The organism is Rhizobium sp. A37_96 (assembly GCF_053521765.1).
Genome location: NZ_JBNWDS010000002.1, coordinates 713,252 through 731,672, shown reverse-complemented (window position 1 = coordinate 731,672; position 18,421 = coordinate 713,252). Strand labels below are relative to the sequence as shown.

The following is an 18,421-nucleotide window of genomic DNA, read 5'->3' as shown; positions in this document are numbered from 1 at the left end:
CTTTATGGAAACCCTGATGCAAGCGACTTTGCTAACCATTTGAGGACGCAAAGTTTTCTTAACCTCGATTTTTAAGCTGTCTGGAAGGGACGGCGCCTAATCTGCCCAACAACGAGAGGACAAAAGTTCTCCGAGAGAAGACCGGAACAACGGGCTCTCAGGTAAAGCAAGGGTAGAGAAATCGATGACAAATACCGTCCTTAAGCCCGATTGGGCTGGAACCACACTGCGGCTCGATCCGGCGCGCTTTCCGCAACAGGTCAGCTACGCCATGCGAGGTGCTGTAGGTGATGTCACCATTACGATCGACGAGCGCGGCGCGGTGCTGCGCAAGATCCTGCCGTCCAGCGGCCTGCCGCTGTCCGTCGCCTTGCCGAAACGGGCTTTCCAGGGCGTAGCCGCCCGTGCCATCGACCATGGCGACGGCGAAGTGACCGTCACTCTGGAGCTGCATCACTCCGATCCGGATCTCTGCATCCCCCTCCTCGTCGCTCACGACCTGAGCGACATCGCCGCCGACTGGCGCTCCTGGTCGGAAGCCTTCCGCATCCCCATGCTGATGATCGAGGCCGACGGCGTCGCCCGCCCGCTCGAAGAGCATCTCGGCGGCGTCCGCTCGCAGGACAGCCAGCCGCGTCGCCGCCACTCCTATTTCGCCGACCGCCGTCCACGCTTCCTCGTGCGCCGCTCTACCGGCAAGCTTGGCGTCAAGATGAAGATCGCAGGCCGCGAGATCATCGCGCGGCATTGAGCCATAGCGGTTCAGAAACCGAATATCTTCAAGAACCGGCCGCGGGAGATGCGCTCCTGCGGCCGGATTTTATGATCTCAGCGAACGCTGCATGATGATCGTTCGCTCGTCGCCGTGAAAGCTGTCGCCGACACCATTGAAACCGAGCGCCTCGTAGAAGGCCTGGGCGGTGATGGACGACGGCACGGATAAAATGGCAATGCCACCCGCGATAGCCGCCTGCTCGATTGCCGCCATGAGGCGGGCGCCGATGCCGCGCCTTTGCGCGGCGGGAGCGACGAACACCATACGCACGACGGCTCCGTCGAGACTGGCCGTACCGACGATGTGTCCGCCATCGACCGCCACGAAGACCGTGCGGCTGTCCAGGAGCTTGCGCACGGCCGCAGGACCGAAACTTTCGGCAACGCGCGCGATGATATCGGCGGAATAGTCCCGGGCGTTGCTCTCGCGGAGTGCCGAGAGAATGACGGCGCTGATTGCTTCGGCGTCAGCCTCGGATGCCCGGCGGATTTCACAGGTCATGAGGTCTCCCTGAGAACCGCGTCCTGCGGGCCTCCTCCCCTTACGGAACGAGGAACAGGAACGACAGGAAGAGACCGGCGAAGATAATCAACCCAACCCGGTTGTTCGACTTGAACAAAGCAAGGCACTGCTCGCCATCGTTGATGTCGAGCACGGCGATCTGATAGGCAAACATGCCGCCGGCGACGATCAGGCCGACATAGGCGAGCCAGCTCGTTCCGGCGAGCGCGAAGGACACCAGCATCAAAAGCAGCGTCGCGCCATAAAGCCCGATCAGCCAGAGGCGTGTCTGGTCGCCGAAAAGCCGGGCTGTCGAACGCACGCCGATCAGCTCATCGTCTTCCTTGTCCTGATGCGCGTAGATCGTGTCGTAACCGATGGTCCAGAGGATGGCGGCGAGATAGAGCACGATCGAGGCGAGCGACAGGCTGCCGAAGAGCCCGGCCCAGCCCATCAGGGCACCCCAGGAAAAAGCAAGCCCGAGGAAGAACTGCGGCCAGTCGGTAAAGCGCTTTGCAAAGGGATAGAGCGCGACGATGGCGAGAGACAGGATACCGAGGACGACGGCGAACCAGTTGAACTGCAGCAGGACCAGGAGACCGACCAGGGCCTGGAGCGCAATGAATATCTTGGCCTGCTTGCGTGTCACGCGCCCGGACGGCAGGGGGCGCGAACGCGTGCGCGCCACGGACATGTCGATATCGTGGTCGACCAGATCGTTATAGGTGCAGCCGGCGCCGCGCATGGCGACCGCGCCGACGAAATAAAGGACGAGATGGTAGATCACCACGAAGCCCGGCGAGCCTCGGCCCATGGCGACGGAGGCATTGGCCGCAAGCGCGACCGACCAGAAGCATGGCCACATCAGGAGCTGCCAGCCGATCGGCCTGTCCCAGCGCGCGAGCTGAGCATATGGCCACAGCGTCGGTGGCAGGACGCGATAGACCCAGTTGCCGGACGGCGCGTCAGCGACGCGCCCATTGATGTCGCCTGTCTTTTGCATAGGCGAGTAGTAGTGACATCCGGCGGGGAAGGTCAAGCGGCGGGCTTGGAGTCGGATGATTTTGGGCCGAAACGGCCTAGAATCTGAATCCGCTCCAAAATCAAGGAATTAGAGCATGATGTCGTCCGAAAACCGCGCAAACGCTTTTCGGCATCATGCTCTGGCCCCGCTCATTTCTCAGTTCATCGTGAAATTGAACTTGTAGCTGGCGGAAACGCCGATCAGGAGCTGATTGCGGTCGCCACGCTCGCGCACGAGGCTGCTGTCGGCGGCGGGACCGGTGAGCCGCGTATATTCCAGGAAGGTGCTGGTGGTCCAGTTCTCCGAAGCCTTCCAGGTCAGTGCGCCGCCGACGCCGACGGATTTGATGCCGCCGCCCGGATTGTAGCGGCTGAGGCCGGAGGCTGCCGATTCGCGCTCATTGACGCCGTAGTAGGTGTTGAAATAGTCGTTGCTGGCCATCGTCATGCGCGGGCCGCCGGACAGGCGCAGCTCCGGGGTTATATCGGTAAAGGCATCGACGGCGGCATCCGCGACGATGCCGCTATGGGCGCGAATGCCCTGGCGCAGTTCGACGCGGGCGCGCAGCCAGTCCGTCGGATAGGCCTCGGCAAAGCCACCGGCTTCGGCACCCCACTTGACCTTCTTCAGGCCCTTCAGCTCGTGGCCATCGCTGCTGTCGCGGCTCGGCACGAACTTGCCGACGATACCGATGCGGAAGGCATCGCTCTCGATCAAGGCGAAGGACGGATTGTCGTTGCGCGAAGAAAAGCGCGGACCGGGACCCTGCCGGCCGATGGAGACCAGCGGCGACCATTGCAGCTTGTTGTGCTTGCCGCCTTCGAACTTCGGCGCGGAGAAACCGGCCGCACCGACGCTTAGATACCAGTTGCCCGACCAGAAATACTGGCCGTCCCCGGCAGAGGCCACGCTGGCGGAGGCGACAAGAAGACCGGCGGTGAAGAATAGACGCGACTTTGCAAACACAATGCAACTCCATGATACGCAATACAAAGGGCCATTCACGCGGCCCTAGAGTTGGCTCAAACTATGCGGATCGCGTTACCGCTCTCTTAACCAAAAGACGCTGAATCCGATATGAACGTCAAATTCAGGTTGCACCGGTAAACGCCGTTGGAGATGCGCCAATCTGTCGCGGTGATTTCATGGCCGGTTAGGTTACTCAATCACAGGTAATGGCGTGGGTCTACCTTCACCCGCCATTTTCGCAGCCCCCGATTTTCAAAAAGAGAACCGAATGAAGACCATATCCCTGATGTCCTTAGGTCTGATCCTTGGCGCCGGCCTGGCGCTTTCCGGCTGCGTCAGCGCCCCGCTCGGCGGAGCCAAGCAAAGCCAGTTTTCCGGCCGCATTGCGCCAGGCAAGAAAACCAAGATTACCAGCGCATCTCTTGTGAAACAGGACTGCACCTTTGCCGGGTTCCCCTATACGGGGGTCGTCAAGCCGCCTGCGCATGGCAAGGTCGATATCGAGCATGGTCCCGTCGTCGCCAAATTTTCGAAGGACAGCACCGCCTATCTGTGTACGGGCAAGACGGTTCAGGGAAACAATATCTTCTACACGCCGAACCCCGGTTTCGCCGGCACCGATCAATTCACCATACGTCTGACGGGGCTGCACACCGACGGCACCGTGCAGGACGGCACATTCATCGTCCACGTCGGAAAATAGCCTGCGGCCGCGCGGCAGAGCATGAACGGAAACGCCGGACCATGGGCTTCCACGGTCCGGCGTTGTCAAATGACGATAAGAGCGAGGCTTAGAACGTCACCTTCTCCAGAGGCGCGCGCCCTGCCTCGAACTCCTTCAGCTTCGCTTCGCGCTCGGCGATGTAGTTGCGGTTGTCCGGCACGGCGAACTGGTTCTTGGTGATCTGGAGCTGCATGATGAACAGTTCGTCCCAGCGGAAGCCCATTTCGGAACCGGCCAGATAGAACTCCCACATGCGGAAGAACTTCTCGTCGTAGAGCGCGACGGCATCGGCCTTTCGCGCCACGAAACGGTTGCGCCAGTGCCGCAGCGTGTAGGCGTAATGCATCGGCAGGGTTTCGACGTCCCTGGTGAGCAAGCCGGCCTTTTCCAGCGGCGGCGTGGTCTCGCCGATCGAGGGGATGTATCCGCCCGGAAAAATGTACTTCTCGATGAAGGCGTTGGTGGCATAGCTCGGCTTCGGGCGGGCGATGGAATGCAGCAGCATGACGCCGTTGTCGTCGAGCAGCTCCGAAACCTTGTGGAAGAACTTGCCGTAATCGCCGATGCCGACATGCTCGAACATGCCGACGGAGACGATGCGGTCGAACTTCCTGCCGGTCATGTAGCGATAGTCCTGCAGCTCGAAGCGGACGCGATCGGACAGGCCGCGCTTGGCCGCCCGCTCCCGCGAGACCTTGAGCTGTTCTTCGCTGAGGGTGATGCCGGTGACGTCGAGGCCGGGATAGGCTTCGGCGAGATACATGGCCATGCCGCCCCAGCCGGAGCCGATTTCCAGCACTCTCTGCCCGGGCTCGACCAGCAGCTTTGCGGCGATGTGGCGCTTCTTGGCCACCTGCGCATCGTACAGGCTGATGCCGGGCGGGTTGAAGTAGGCGCAGGAATACTGCCAGTCCTCATCGAGGAAGAGATCGAAGAGCTTCGCCGACAGGTCGTAGTGGTGCGCAACATTGTATTTGTTGCGGTTGATCGGCGAGCGGCTCTTGATCTGCTGCCAGACGATGCGGCCGATCAGCAGCGCCGCCATGCGGAAATCGAAAATCTCATTGGTGGTATTCTGCTTCACCAGCGAGAGGAATTCGTAGATATCCCCCTGCTCCAGGATGAAGCGGCCCTCCATGTACATTTCACCGAGCTTGAGCGTCGGATCCCGCGCGACGGCATCTTCCGCCTGCTGATCGGCAAAGCGGACAGCCACCGTCTCGCCGGTTCCGTCGCCGACCACATGGGTCTCGCCGGATGCGAGCGTAAGCTTGAGTGAACCTTTACGGATGATTTTCTTGACGAGAGGAAAAAGTGTCGACGCCATGGACGCCCCGAATGTTATGACATGACATTAAGGCAGACTTTAGCGCCTCAGAGCCTTGTGGCAAGCTCACCTTTCCTCAGTCATTGGCACTCTGGCAACAACTCTGCCAGAGTGTGACATTCTTGCATAAAGTTCCGCTAAGTCCTTATTTTCGTTTGAGTGCATCGGCCAGAGCGGCACCAAAGCTACCCCGCTGTTCGGCCTTCGGAGCGGCATTTGCCTTAACGCCAGCGTTGCGCGCACCACCCTGCTCGCGTGACTCGCGCCCGGATGCGGCCGCCACAGTGCTGCCATCTTTGCGCATCGAGAGGGCGATTCGCTTGCGCTTCACGTCCACTTCCACGACCTTGACCTTGACGACGTCGCCTGCCTTCACGACCTCGTGCGGATCCTTGACAAAGCGATCCGCGAGCTGGGAAACATGCACCAAACCGTCCTGATGGACGCCAATATCGACGAAAGCGCCGAAGGCCGCGACATTGGTCACGGTGCCTTCCAGCAGCATCCCGGGCTTGAGGTCGCCGATCTCGTTGACGCCTTCCGCGAAGGTTGCCGTCTTGAAGCTCGGGCGCGGATCTCGCCCCGGCTTTTCCAGTTCGGCGAGGATATCCCGCACGGTCGGCAGACCGAATTTCTCATCGATGAACTGCCTGGGATCGACGGCCTTCAGCATTGCCGTATCGCCCATCAGCGCGCGCAGGTCGCGCCCGCAGGCCGCGACGATCTTCTTGGCGACGCCGTAGGCTTCAGGATGCACGGAGGACGCGTCGAGCGGCTCCTTGCCGTTCGGAATACGCAGGAAGCCGGCGCATTGCTCGAAGGTGCGCTGGCCGAGGCGGGCGACCTTCAGCAGGTCGCGCCGTGTCGCGAACGGGCCTTCGCCGTCGCGGTGCTTGACGATCGCATCGGCGATCGACGGACCAAGCCCGGAGACGCGTGCCAGCAGCGGCGCCGAGGCCGTGTTGAGATCGACGCCGACGGCATTCACCGCATCCTCGACGACCGCGTCCAGCGAGCGGGAGAGTTTCTGCTGATCGACATCGTGCTGATACTGGCCGACGCCGATCGACTTCGGCTCGATCTTCACCAGCTCGGCCAGCGGATCCTGCAGGCGGCGGGCGATGGAGACGGCGCCACGCAGCGAGACGTCGAGACCGGGGAATTCCAGTGCCGCCGTTTCCGAGGCGGAATAGACGGAGGCGCCTGCTTCGGAGACGATCACCTTTGTCGGCTTCGGTGCCGGCAGCTCGGCCAGCATGTCGGCCACCAGCTTCTCGGTTTCGCGGCTGCCCGTGCCGTTGCCGATGGAGATCAACTCGACCTTGTGCTTGCGGACCAGTGCCGCCAAGGTCGCCTGCGTGCCGCGCACGTCGTTCCTGGGCGGGAAGGGATAGACCGTCGTCGTTTCCAGGAGCTTTCCCGTGCCATCGACGACAGCAACCTTGACGCCGGTGCGGATGCCAGGATCGAGGCCCATGGTGGCGCGCGATCCCGCCGGCGCGGCCAGCAGCAGATCCTTCAGATTGCGGGCAAAGACGTGGATCGCCTCTTCTTCCGCCCTCTCGCGCAGTTCACGCATCAGGTCGAGCGACAGCGACATGGAGAGCTTCACGCGCCAGGTCCAGCTCGCAACCTCCGTCAGCCAGCGGTCGCCGGGGCGGCTCGCGCCGATGTCATAGGCCGCGGTGACCATGCGCTCGACCGGCTTGTTCGGCGAGATGGCGTCGGCATCGACCTCGATGTTCAGCGTCAGCACCTCTTCGTTCCAGCCACGCAGCATGGCGAGCGCACGATGGCCCGGAGCCGTCGCCCAGCGTTCCTGATGGGCAAAATAATCCGAGAACTTGGCGCCCGCCTCCTGCTTGCCGTCCACGACGGCGGCCTTCAGCGTGGCGTTCGTCTTCATGTAGCCGCGCAGCTTGCCGAGCAGGTCGGCATTTTCGGCAATGCCTTCGGCGATGATATCGCGCGCGCCTTCCAGCGCCGTCTTCACGTCGGGCACATCGGCGGTAAGGAAGCCTTCGGCGAGAGCGGAGGGCTCCTTGGAACGATCGGCGAGAATGGTGTCGGCCAGCGGGCCAAGGCCGCGCTCCCGGGCGATCTCGGCGCGGGTGCGGCGCTTGGGCTTGTAGGGCAGATAAAGATCTTCCAGCTCGGCCTTGGTGGCAACGGTCGCGACCTTGCCCATCAGCTCATCGGTCATCTTGCCCTGTCCGGTGATCGATTCGATGATGGCAGCCCGGCGAGCCTCCAGTTCACGCAGATAGACGAGGCGCTCCGATAGCGTCCGGAGCTGCGTGTCGTCGAGACCGCCGGTCACTTCCTTGCGGTAACGGGCGATGAAGGGCACCGTCGCCCCCTCGTCCAGCAGCTCGATGGCGGCCTTGGCCTGATCCGGGCGGGAGTTGATCTCGGCGGCGATGGTTGCGGCAAGGGAACGAATATCAGCGGCCATGTGTCTCTCTGAACTGGACAATCGTGAGGGGACCATAAGCATGATCCCGCGGACATAAGAAGCGTTTTCGGCACGGAACACGCCAATCCGGGCGGGGAGATGGCATGACGGCAGAGCCGACTCCGCTTTAGCGACATAAAAAGGCATGGCAATGTTGCAGGCTCCGCCTCCACAGGATTTGCCGCTTGACCTTTGGCTCAACCCCCCTTAACCGCGCAAAAGGATGCAACGAGAGGGCAAGCCATGAGAGTTCTGTTGATCGGATCGGGCGGACGCGAACATGCGCTGGCCTGGAAACTGGCGCAATCGCCACTGATGACCGAACTCTACGCGGCGCCGGGCAATCCCGGCATTGCCGAGCATGCGACACTCGTCGCTCTCGATATCGACAATCACGACGCCGTCGTCGCTTTCTGCAAGGAAAAGGCCATCGACTTCGTCGTGGTCGGCCCGGAAGCGCCGCTGGTTGCCGGCATTGCCGATAAGCTGCGCGCCGCGGGCATTGCCGTCTTCGGCCCCTCTGCGGCGGCCGCCCAGCTGGAAGGATCGAAGGGCTTCACCAAGGACATCTGCGCCCGCTACGATATTCCGACCGGAGCATACCAGCGCTTCAACAACGCACCGAAGGCGAAAGCCTATGTCCGCGCTCAAGGCGCGCCGATCGTCGTGAAGGCCGATGGTCTTGCGGCGGGCAAGGGCGTCACCGTCGCCATGACGGTCGATGAGGCGATTGCAGCGATCGACGATTGCTTCGAGGGCGCGTTCGGCGAAGCCGGCGCTGAAGTGGTGATCGAAGCCTATCTGGACGGGGAAGAGGCAAGCTTCTTCTGCCTTTGCGACGGCAAGCATGCGCTGGCGCTGGCGACCGCGCAGGACCACAAGCGCGTCGGCGATGGCGATACCGGACCGAATACCGGCGGGATGGGCGCCTATTCCCCTGCCCCCGTGATGACGCCCGAAATGGTCGAGCGCACCATGAGGGAGATCATCGAGCCGACGATGCGCGGCATGGCGGAAAGCGGCCACCCCTTCTCCGGCGTCTTCTTCGCCGGGCTGATGATCACCGCCAAGGGGCCTGAACTGATCGAATACAATGTCCGCTTCGGCGATCCCGAATGCCAGGTGCTGATGATGCGGCTGAAGAGCGACCTGCTGCCGCTGCTCCTTGCCTGCGCCAACGGCACGCTGGACCAGGTGACGGCCGAATGGAGCGACGATCCGGCGCTGACCGTCGTCATGGCCTCGAAAGGCTATCCCGGCTCCTATGCCAAGAACACGCCGATCACGGCGCTCCCGACAGACAGCGAAGGCGCCAAGGTGTTTCATGCCGGCACAGCCTTGAAGGACGGCGCGCTGGTTGCGACCGGCGGACGCGTGCTGAATATCACGGCGACCGGCAAGACGGTGGGCGAAGCAAAACAACGCGCCTATGCCCTTGCCGGCGAGGTGAAATGGGAGAACGGCTTCTATCGCAACGACATCGGCTGGCGTGCGGTCGAGCGCGAGACGTAAACATCGCGGCGGATCCGCGATCGAAAGTCCATTAAATTTTTACCTAATCTCCTGACGGGATGGAAATAAAGGCCCGCTAATGTCTTCGTCACCATAGACGGAGTTGTTTGTTATGCGTTCCTTCCTTCTGACCTTGGCATGCGTACTGGCCGGCAGCTCTGCCATGGCCTCGTCGATCCAGCCCGTGGATGGCACGATGATCGCCGGCAAGGGCAGCATCGTCGACAAGTCATGCGCCGACTGCCCGCCCCTGAAGCCCAAGCTGGCGGAAAAGGAATATACCGTGCCGACATTGACGCCGGGCACGCAATCCATCGTCGTGCGCAGTATCGACGGCGAAAAGAGGGTCGTGCGGACGGAAGCCTGGATGGGCGGCTCCCCCGTCATGTTCGTCAGCAAGCCGACGCCGGAGGCCCTGTCAGCGGCCGGCGAGCCCGTCGATGGCATAGACATCACGGCGAAGACCGCAGCCTTGTCGAACCTCCCCGAAGCCCGCGAGCCTGCACCGCTCGATACCTCCAGCTTCCAGCTTCGCCAATAGCGGCAGGCGCTTCACCTCTCTTGTATGGAAACAGCCCTTCGCTCATCGAGCGAAGGGCACAGGTTATCTTGTCTTTAAGTATATTTTAATTGATACAGTATATCTAAATTAGCCACAGATCACTCCCGCAATTCCTGAAGTTCGCCACTTACAGAAACGAATATTGCAGACGCGGATAGGCCATATCTGCGGTTTCAAAGCTTGATGAATACAACCAAGCTACTGAGATTAAAGCTTTCTTAGATATAAATAGCGATTTTACTGCCACCGGACAGCAGCATGTCAACAGAGCGGCGGCAACGTATTGAGGATCTCTCAGGCGATCGCACAGGCGGTAGGATACCGCACCGGTAATCACCTACCTGTGGGAGACATCATGAAGAATCTCAAAATTGCGCATCAACTGTTTGCCCTGCTCGGCCTCCTGATGGCTGCCTTCGCAGTGGCCACCTATTTCCAGATCCAATCGCAGGCCGATTCCATCTATGACGATCGCTTCGACATGCTGCGTACGCAGGTCGAATCCGGCATCTCCGTTCTGGACCAATATTATCAGCGCGAAAAATCCGGTGAAATGACGCATGAGGCCGCACAGGCCGAGGCCTTCAAGATCCTCTCGCATGTCAGCTTCGCGCCGGCAGGCTATCTCTTCGGCTTCGACTACAACGTCGTTCAGCGCATTCACCCAAGCCCGGTCAATATCGGCAAGGATATGTCCTCGCAGGTCGACAAGAACGGCACCTATTTCAGCAAGGAAATGGTTGAAAAGGGAATCAAGGGCGGCGGCCGCACCATCTATTACTGGAGCAAGCCCGGCCATCCCGATAGCGACGTCTTCCTGAAGGGCAGCTATTCGGCCGCTTTCGAGCCCTGGCAGATCGTGCTGGGCTGCGGCGTCTACATGGACGACCTGCAGGAGCAGATCAACACGACGATGTGGCGTGCGCTGCTGATCTGCGGCCTTGTCTTCGTCATCGGCATCGGTGCCGCCCTCTACTTCATCCGCGGCATTACCCGACCGCTCGCCGAGGTCCATACCGCCCTCAAGGCCGTGGCCGACGAAGACGTGAAGATGACCATCCCGCATACGGAAATGCGCAACGAAATCGGCCTGATGGCCAAGGCGACCCAGGCGTTGCAGGAAAAGGTCCGCGAGCGCCACATGCTGGCCGACCGTCAGGCGGCACAGGAACTCGAAATCAGCAGCGAACGCGAACAGAACCTGCGCCAGCAGCAGGACGAGGCCCGCGAGCAGGCGCGCGTCGTCTCCGTCATCGGCCGGGCGCTCGAGGAACTTGCACGCGGCGATCTGACCGTGCGTTGCGGCGATCTCGGCGCCAGCTATTCCGGCCTGCGCAACAACTTCAACGAGGCGCTGTCGCATCTCGAGGCAGCCATGGGCCGCGTCAATGCCAAGGGCAACGACATCGGCCTCAGCAAGGAAGAGATCCGTCGCGCCTCCAACGAGCTGTCGCAGCGCACCGAGCGCCAGGCCGCCAGCCTGGAAGAGACATCGGCTGCGCTCGACGAACTCACCGTCGCCGTTCGCCAGACGGCGGAAGGCGCCGATGAAGCCAGCAAGCGCGTTCATGCTGTCAGCGCCGAAGCGTCCCGCAGCGATGCAGTGGTCGCCCAGGCAATCGGAGCGATGAGCGGCATCGAGAAGTCGTCGGCGGAGATCGGCAAGATCATCGGCGTCATCGACGAGATCGCTTTCCAGACCAACCTCCTGGCTCTGAATGCCGGCGTCGAAGCCGCCCGCGCCGGCGAATCCGGCAAGGGCTTTGCCGTCGTCGCCCAGGAAGTGCGCGAACTGGCCCAGCGTTCCGCGGCGGCCGCCAAGGAAATCAAGGACCAGATCGCCCGCTCCTCCGGCCAGGTCGACCAGGGCGTCCGCCTCGTCGGCGAGGCTGGTGAAGCGCTGAAGCGCATCTCCGACCAGATCAAGGCTGCCAACGAGATCGTCTCAAAGATCGCCCACAGCGCCTCCGAGCAGGATACGACGCTGCGCTCGATCTCCTCTTCGATGAACCAGCTCGACGCCGCCACCCAGCAGAACGCCGCCATGGCCGAGGAGACGACGGCCTCGGCCGAGACGCTCGCCGCCGATACGGAAGATCTGCTGGCGCTCATCCGCGGCTTCCGTGTCAACGACGGCCACCCGGCCATGGATCATCGCCGCCGGGCTGCCTGAGCGGGATAAGTCACAAATGAGAAACCGCCGGGCTCAGGTCCGGCGGTTTTCGTTTAAGCTCGAACTGGTTGCTTCAATCCGCTGTCTTCAGACGCTCGACCAGCCTGTCGATCTCGCGATCCGAGTAGACCTCGATGCCGGCCTGCTGCAACAGCACCGCCGTCACGCCCCGGCCGCTCTGCCGAGTGCCGGAGAATGAGCCGTCATAAATAAAGCCCGAGCCGCAGGATGGACTGCCATCGATCAGCAGGGCATAGCGACAGCCGGTTTCCTCTGCGAGCGTGAGGGCGTTTTCAGCCGCCTGAAGAAATTCCGCCGTAACGTCACCGCCCGCGATCTCCATTACCCGCGCAGTGCCGGCAAGGACGTCCTCACCGGTGGCTCCGTCTGCGATTTCGGCCGGTGGTCTCGGCACTGCCATGCCCGCGGACATTTCCGGACAGATCGTCACCAGCCGCCCCTCCTCGCGCCAGCGATCGATCGCTGGATGGACGAGCGGCTTGGAATTGCCGTCATAGCGGACAGCATGGCCCATGAGGCAGGCGCTGACGAGGATCTTTCCGGTCATCGCGCCCCTTTTCTTATCCCGCGATCTTCGAGAAGTCGGCGACGGTGCCGGTTGCCTCGCGGATCAGGCGCAGGAGCGCCAGGCGATTGGCGCGGATAGCCGCGTCTTCGTCATTGACAAGGACGTCTTCGAAGAAGCGGTCGACGGGCGCGCGCAGCTTGGAAAGGGCTGCCATGGCGGAGCGGAAATCTTCCTTGGCGATCGCATCGGATGCCTCGGCGGAGGCGGCCTTGACGGCGGCAAAGAGATCCTTTTCGGCGTCGAGCTTCAGCAGCGCTTCCGAAACGCTGTCGGCGACGACCGTGCCCTTCTTCTCTTCGGCGGCCAGAAGCTGCGTGGCGCGCTTGGTGCCGGCGAGCAGGTTCTTGCCGTCCTCGGAGGTGATGAAGGCGGTCAGCGCCTCGACGCGGCGGGCGATCATCAGCAGATCGTCGGTTTCCGGCGTCAGCACGGCGTCGATCAGGTCATGGCGGGCGCCGAGATCGCGCAGGTAGACCTTGAGGCGATCGTGGAAGAAGGCGAGCAGATCGGCATCCTTCGTCGTTGCCAGCAGCGGCAGGCGCACGCCGCGCTCCAAGAGGATACGGACGACGCCGAGGGCGGCGCGGCGTAGCGCATAAGGATCTTTCGAGCCTGTGGGCTTCTCGTCGATCGCCCAGAAGCCGACGAGCGTATCCAGCTTGTCGGCAAGCGCGACCGTGATCGCAACCTTATCCTCGGGGACGCGATCTGAAGGTCCCTGCGGCTTGTAGTGATCTTCGATGGCGGCAGCGACCGAGGCATTTTCGCCCTGTAGCACCGCATATTTGCGGCCCATGAGGCCCTGAAGCTCGGGGAATTCGCCAACGGCTTCGGTGCGCAGGTCAGCCTTGGCGAGCACGACGGCGCGATCGACCAAAGCGGCATCGGCGCCGGTGATCTTGGCAAGTTCTGCGGCAAGCGCGCGAATGCGGGTGACACGCTCGCCCTGGCTACCAAGCTTGGCATGGAAGGTAACGTTCAACGCATCGAGCTTGGCCATGCGCTGATCGAGCGGCTTCTTCAGGTCGAGACCGAACTTGGCGGCAGCGGCTTCCAGCGTTTCGAGATCGGGCAGATCGCCCTGGTCGCGCTTCCAGAAATGCAGCGCGTCGGACAGGCGGGCGCGCACGACCTTGCCGTTACCGTGGATGATCTCCTTGCCGCCATCCGTCGCCTGGATGTTGGAGATTAGAATGAAACGGTTGGACAGGGTTTCGCCCACCTGCGGGCGGGTGACGAAACACTTCTGATTGGTCTTGATGGTGAGACGGATGATTTCAGAGGGGATCGAGAGATAGTCCTCCTCGAAGGAGCCCATCAGCACCTGCGGCCACTCGACCAGGCCGGATACTTCTTCCAGGAGGCCCTCGTCCTCGACCAGTTCGAGGCCGTTGGCAAAAGCGACGTCGCGGGCGTCATGCAGGATGTTGTCCTTGCGGCGCTCGGCATCGAGCACGACGTAGGCCTTTTCCAGGCTCGTGGCATAATCCTCGAAACGCTTGACGGTGATCGGGCCTGGTGCGTGGAAACGATGGCCATAGGTCACGTTGGAAGCGACGATGCCGTCGATCTCGAAGGGGATGACGACGGTTTCTTCATGCTCGGTGCCGAAGGTGCAGACGATGGACTGCAGCGGACGCACCCAGCGCAGCGAGCCGGGCCTGGCCGATGCCTTGCCCCAGCGCATGGATTTCGGCCAGGGGAAGTTTCTGACGATGTCCGGCATCACAGCCGCGACGATTTCCTCCGCCGCACGGCCGGGCTTGGAAATGATCGCAACGTAGAAATCACCCTTCTTCGGGTCGCTCTGCACCTGCGCTTCGGAAACGGAAGAAAGGCCCGCGCCACGCAAGAAGCCTTCGATCGCCTTTTCGTTGGCATCGGTGCGCGGTCCCTTGCGCTCCTCGCGCACGTCGGCCGAGCGCGCCGTCAGGCCGCGAATGTCGAGTGTGAGGCGCCGCGGCGTCCAATATTCCCGGGCACCCTCATAGGAAAGGCCGGCTTCGACCAAGGCATCGGTCACCAGCTTCTTCAGGTCGCCGGCAGCCTTGCGCTGCATACGGGCGGGAATTTCCTCGGAGCGGAGTTCGAGCAGGAGATCGGGCATGTCAAGGTTCCTCACCCTCCCCTTGAGAGAGAGGGTCGGCACGGCGTGCCGGAGTGGCGTGAAAACGGTCGGCCTCTGCTAGCAAAATTTGTCGCTGCTGCACAATGGCAAATATCGTATCTGGAACAGCCTCAGCCTCATCCATGACCTCGGCATTCCAGAATCGGAGCGCTGATAGCCCTGGCTTTCGAGAGAGGCCGAGCCGATGACAGGCGACATCAGCGAAATAGCGCCCGATCGGAACCTGCTGGCGAAAATGCGTGTCCTCAATCGGGATGCGCCGCTGCGAACACCCTTCCCTTGTAGGGGCGACCGATGGCCGGGGGGAGGTGGCCAGCTACCAGCCCCCACCACCGCCGCCGCCACCGCCGCCGCCGGAGAACCCGCCGCCACCGCCTCCGCCTCCGCCGCCCGAGAAGGCGGAAGACGAGCTGGATACCGGGGCGGGAATGGTCGAGGCGATGGTGGAGGCCATGGACGACGAGAAATCGCCGATGGTTCCACCGATATTGCCGGGGTTGAAATTGCCGGAATACCAGACCGGCGCATAGGCCGCTGCCGCGGTCGCGCCCGCTGCTGTGGCGAGCCAGGTCTCGAAAGCGCTCGACCATGGCTTTTCGACGCCGAGCGCGACCGCGTAAGGCAGCAGCTTTTCGAAATGCTGCGGCGACATTTGCGGCGCGCCCTGCATGTTCATCCGGTCTCGTTCGGCGAGCGTCAGATACTGCCTGAGACCGGCGATGCCATCCATCATCTTGCGCCCGAGGGGCGTGGGTGCGCCCATCAGGAAATAGAAGACGACGTTGAGGGCGAAGATGCCGACGATGCCGGCCAACAGCGGCAGCAAGCCCGCCTCCCATAGCGGCACGACCGCTGCGGCAAAGCCGCTGACGGCAATCGATACGAAGACGAAGCCGAAGAAAGCGAAGATCAGGACCGAAAGAACGCGCTGTGCGAGGCTGGCATTGTGCTTGCGAAACCTGCGCCCGATCGAACTGGCAAAAATCGTCACGAAAACCGACAGGAATCCCGGCACCACGATCAGCGGCAAGGCATTCTCATGCAGGCGCCCGAAGAGGACGATGGACGCCAGGATCAGAACCGACAGCACAACGCCGACAATGACGTAGAGCGAATTGGCCTTGTAATATTCGTCGCGATGGTCGCGCTCGATAGCGCCGCGGAACTTCGAGCCGAGCTGCTGCACCGCCTCGCCGTTCTCCCTGTCGATGACAAGCGGGGAAAACGGGCCGACAGCCTGCATGAGCACTTTTTCGCCGCCGCCGAGATTGCTGCCGGCCGCCTTTCCGGTGGGGCGGATGACCACTTTTTCCTTCAGGTCGTCGAGGACGACATAGCCGCGCACCGCAAGATCGATCGCCGTTGCCGACAGCGCCGTCCAACCCGAGCTGGCAAAGCCCTTATTGTCGATATAGTTGACCAATGCCGGCGAAATGCCGTCTGGCGGGTCCCAGCGCGGAACCATCACGCCCGGCGGCGGATCGCGCCCGACCCGGACCCAGCTGCGCATGTAATAGGCAAACAGCACGATCACCCCGCCGATGGCGATGCTCGTATCGAGATGTTCGCGGAGGAACCAGCTCCATTGCCGGCCGATGCCCGGCGGCTCGATCGAGCCTTTTGGCAGCTTGATGGCAATCGTCATGCCTTCGGCCATGGCAAGCGGCTGGGTGGTGACGAAGGTGGCCGTATTGCCCTGCGCGCTCGCGCTTGCATTCTTGCCGTTGGCGCCGAGGGGGCCGGTGAAATAGGCAAGCTCAACGGGCGCTACGCCATCGGGCAGTGTCACCGTCGCCCGTGCCCGCAAGATCTGGAACTGCCAGCCGTTGCCGGTGACGTTCCAGTAGAGTTCGTCATGATCGTCGAAGTAGCGGATCTGGCGGTCGGTATCATAGGTGAGGCGGAAGGTGTGCGGGCCTGGGTTCAGGCTTTGGTCGGCCTTGCCGATATAGATGCGCTCGCCGCCCTCGATGCGCCCGCTGTGCCAGTCCTCCGGCTGCCCGTCGCGCTCGACGGAGACAACCTTGAAATCCACCTCGGCCGTGCGGCCGTTGGCATCCGTGAACGTCAGCGGGAAATCGCGGAAAATGCCGCGTCGGATGGCGCGGCCTTCCGCATTCACGGCAATCGTCTCGACGACCCGCATCGAACCGTCGCGATGCAGGGCGATCGTCTGATCGAAACCGGTGATGAGTTCCGCCGCCGGCGCAGCGGTTGCGCAAAGCAGCATGAACAAAGCCAGGAGAAGCCCCGAAAGCCGCGTCATCACACCCCCAAGAAATATCCGCGGCGCCCTATCGGGCGCCGTGCGGCGTCAACACAGTTTCCGCACCCGGTTCCCTTGGGAAACGAGGCGTCAGTCTTCGTAGGTGACTCCAAGCGAAGCCAGCACATCCCAATAGGCGGGGAAGGTCTTGGCGACGCAATCGGGGTCGAGAATGGTGATGCCGCCGATCTTCAGGCCGGCGAGCGCAAAGCTCATGGCGATGCGGTGATCGGCGAAACTGTCGATCTCGGCCGGCAGGACCTTGCCGGCCAGGCTCGGATCGGATGCGACGATCAGGTCGTCACCCTCTTCGGTGCCGAGGTCCGGAACGATGCGCGACAGGCCGCTCGAAAGCGCGCGGATACGATCGCATTCCTTGACGCGCAGGTTTTCGATGCCGACGAAGCGCACCGGCGTTTCGTTGAAGGCGGCGAGAACGGCGAGCGTCGGGATGGCATCCTGCATCTGCGAACCATCGATGACGGCGGGCAGGTGCGGAAACTTCGAGATCAGATCATAGGCCTTTGCATCCGGCTGCGAAAACTCGGTCGCCGGAGTGCCGAGGTCGATCTTGCCGCCGCCGAGCACTTCCGCAGCCCAGAGATAAGTCGCGGCGGAGGCATCGGGCTCAATGAGGAAATCCGCGGCGTGATAGCCCGTCGGCTCGACGCGCCAGGCGACCGGGCTGACACGCTCCACCTTGGCGCCGAAAGCGCGCATGGCTGCAACCGTGAGATCGATATAGCCGAGGGCGCCGATATGTTCGCCAAGCAGCTCGACATCGACAGCGCGATCGCCGCCGGCAGCCATCATCAGCAGCGCCGAGACATACTGGCTGGAAAGACCGCCGTCGATCTGCACGCGGCTTGCCTCGAAGCGTCCGGTGCCGTTGACGGTAACCGGCGGGCAGCCGGTCTCGGTCGAGGCGTCGATACCGAGCGAGCGCAGCGCGTCGACCAGCGGGCCAATCGGCCGCTTGCGCATGTGGGCGTCACCGTCGACCACCACCTTGCCGTCGACCAGTGCCGCGGCTGCGGTCAGAAAGCGTGTTGCCGTGCCGGCATTGCCGAGGAAAAGCGGTTCGGACGGCGACGTCAACTTGCCGCTACCCGTCACGATGAAGGTCGTGTCGTCAGGCTCGTCGATCGTCACGCCCATGGCGCGCAGAGCTTCGGCCATATAGCGGGTATCGTCGCTCTTCAGCGCGCCGGTCAGCCGGCTCGTGCCCTTGGCAAGGCCTGCCAGCAGCAGCGCGCGGTTGGTGATCGACTTCGATCCCGGCGGCATGGCGCGGCCGGTCAACGGCTTGCCAGGCGGGATAATCGTGAGTTTTGCTCTACCCATCATCATTCTCTTTGGTCAGTCAGGAAGGCGGCCGATGGCCGTCGGTCGGCTTCCTTTACCGCCTCACATGAA

General features: G+C 62.4%; 14 protein-coding genes. 5 read left to right on the top strand and 9 right to left on the bottom strand.

Annotated features, from left to right (window positions below):
- Positions 1–184: 184 nt before the first annotated feature.
- On the top strand, positions 185–751 hold the full coding sequence (locus tag ACQZ6J_RS09980) for a DUF6101 family protein (protein WP_163984521.1): 567 nt from the start codon (positions 185–187) through the stop codon (positions 749–751).
- A 69-nt stretch (positions 752–820) separates the two neighbouring features.
- Here the strand turns inward: ACQZ6J_RS09980 and ACQZ6J_RS09975 are convergent, their stop codons facing one another.
- The 3 genes from ACQZ6J_RS09975 to ACQZ6J_RS09965 all read right to left on the bottom strand — a co-directional run bounded on the left by ACQZ6J_RS09975 (position 821) and on the right by ACQZ6J_RS09965 (position 3,266).
- Positions 821–1,276, bottom strand: coding sequence for an N-acetyltransferase family protein (locus ACQZ6J_RS09975; protein ID WP_449083705.1), 456 nt, complete (start codon positions 1,274–1,276; stop codon positions 821–823).
- A 40-nt stretch (positions 1,277–1,316) separates the two neighbouring features.
- The gene (gene ubiA / locus ACQZ6J_RS09970) at positions 1,317–2,279 is read right to left on the bottom strand and encodes a 4-hydroxybenzoate octaprenyltransferase (RefSeq protein ID WP_449083703.1); all 963 of its coding nucleotides are present in this window, start codon (positions 2,277–2,279) and stop codon (positions 1,317–1,319) included.
- 177 nt (positions 2,280–2,456) lie between these two features.
- Positions 2,457–3,266 (bottom strand): MipA/OmpV family protein, encoded by an 810-nt coding sequence (locus ACQZ6J_RS09965; protein WP_449083701.1) that lies wholly within the window; start codon positions 3,264–3,266, stop codon positions 2,457–2,459.
- Positions 3,267–3,537: 271 nt separating this feature from the next.
- Here ACQZ6J_RS09965 and ACQZ6J_RS09960 point away from each other — a divergent pair, with 271 nt between their 5' ends.
- Positions 3,538–3,972 (top strand): hypothetical protein, encoded by a 435-nt coding sequence (locus tag ACQZ6J_RS09960; protein ID WP_163984525.1) that lies wholly within the window; start codon positions 3,538–3,540, stop codon positions 3,970–3,972.
- An 88-nt stretch (positions 3,973–4,060) separates the two neighbouring features.
- Here ACQZ6J_RS09960 and ACQZ6J_RS09955 read toward each other — a convergent pair whose 3' ends face one another.
- Positions 4,061–5,320, bottom strand: a complete 1,260-nt coding sequence (locus tag ACQZ6J_RS09955; RefSeq protein WP_449083699.1) for a class I SAM-dependent methyltransferase — start codon at positions 5,318–5,320, stop codon at positions 4,061–4,063.
- A gap of 145 nt (positions 5,321–5,465) precedes the next feature.
- Positions 5,466–7,775, bottom strand: a complete 2,310-nt coding sequence (locus ACQZ6J_RS09950) for a Tex-like N-terminal domain-containing protein (RefSeq protein WP_449083697.1) — start codon at positions 7,773–7,775, stop codon at positions 5,466–5,468.
- A 243-nt stretch (positions 7,776–8,018) separates the two neighbouring features.
- Here ACQZ6J_RS09950 and purD point away from each other — a divergent pair, with 243 nt between their 5' ends.
- The 3 genes from purD to ACQZ6J_RS09935 all read left to right on the top strand — a co-directional run bounded on the left by purD (position 8,019) and on the right by ACQZ6J_RS09935 (position 12,022).
- Positions 8,019–9,287, top strand: coding sequence for a phosphoribosylamine--glycine ligase (purD, locus tag ACQZ6J_RS09945; RefSeq protein ID WP_449083695.1), 1,269 nt, complete (start codon positions 8,019–8,021; stop codon positions 9,285–9,287).
- A gap of 112 nt (positions 9,288–9,399) precedes the next feature.
- The gene (locus tag ACQZ6J_RS09940; protein ID WP_449083693.1) at positions 9,400–9,828 is read left to right on the top strand and encodes a plant virulence effector HPE1-like domain-containing protein; all 429 of its coding nucleotides are present in this window, start codon (positions 9,400–9,402) and stop codon (positions 9,826–9,828) included.
- Positions 9,829–10,204: 376 nt separating this feature from the next.
- A complete protein-coding gene (locus ACQZ6J_RS09935; RefSeq protein ID WP_449083691.1) occupies positions 10,205–12,022 on the top strand; it encodes a methyl-accepting chemotaxis protein in 1,818 nt (605 codons plus the stop codon).
- Between the two features lie 73 nt (positions 12,023–12,095).
- Here ACQZ6J_RS09935 and ACQZ6J_RS09930 read toward each other — a convergent pair whose 3' ends face one another.
- The 4 genes from ACQZ6J_RS09930 to ACQZ6J_RS09915 all read right to left on the bottom strand — a co-directional run bounded on the left by ACQZ6J_RS09930 (position 12,096) and on the right by ACQZ6J_RS09915 (position 18,352).
- Complete coding sequence (locus ACQZ6J_RS09930) at positions 12,096–12,590, bottom strand: DUF523 domain-containing protein (RefSeq protein WP_449083689.1); 495 nt, start codon at positions 12,588–12,590, stop codon at positions 12,096–12,098.
- Positions 12,591–12,603: 13 nt separating this feature from the next.
- Positions 12,604–14,718, bottom strand: coding sequence for a glycine--tRNA ligase subunit beta (gene glyS, locus ACQZ6J_RS09925; protein WP_449083687.1), 2,115 nt, complete (start codon positions 14,716–14,718; stop codon positions 12,604–12,606).
- A gap of 337 nt (positions 14,719–15,055) precedes the next feature.
- Complete coding sequence (locus ACQZ6J_RS09920; protein ID WP_449083685.1) at positions 15,056–17,008, bottom strand: DUF2207 domain-containing protein; 1,953 nt, start codon at positions 17,006–17,008, stop codon at positions 15,056–15,058.
- A gap of 87 nt (positions 17,009–17,095) precedes the next feature.
- Entirely contained in the window at positions 17,096–18,352 is a 1,257-nt protein-coding gene (locus ACQZ6J_RS09915; protein WP_449083683.1) for a 3-phosphoshikimate 1-carboxyvinyltransferase, read from the bottom strand.
- Positions 18,353–18,421: the final 69 nt, after the last annotated feature.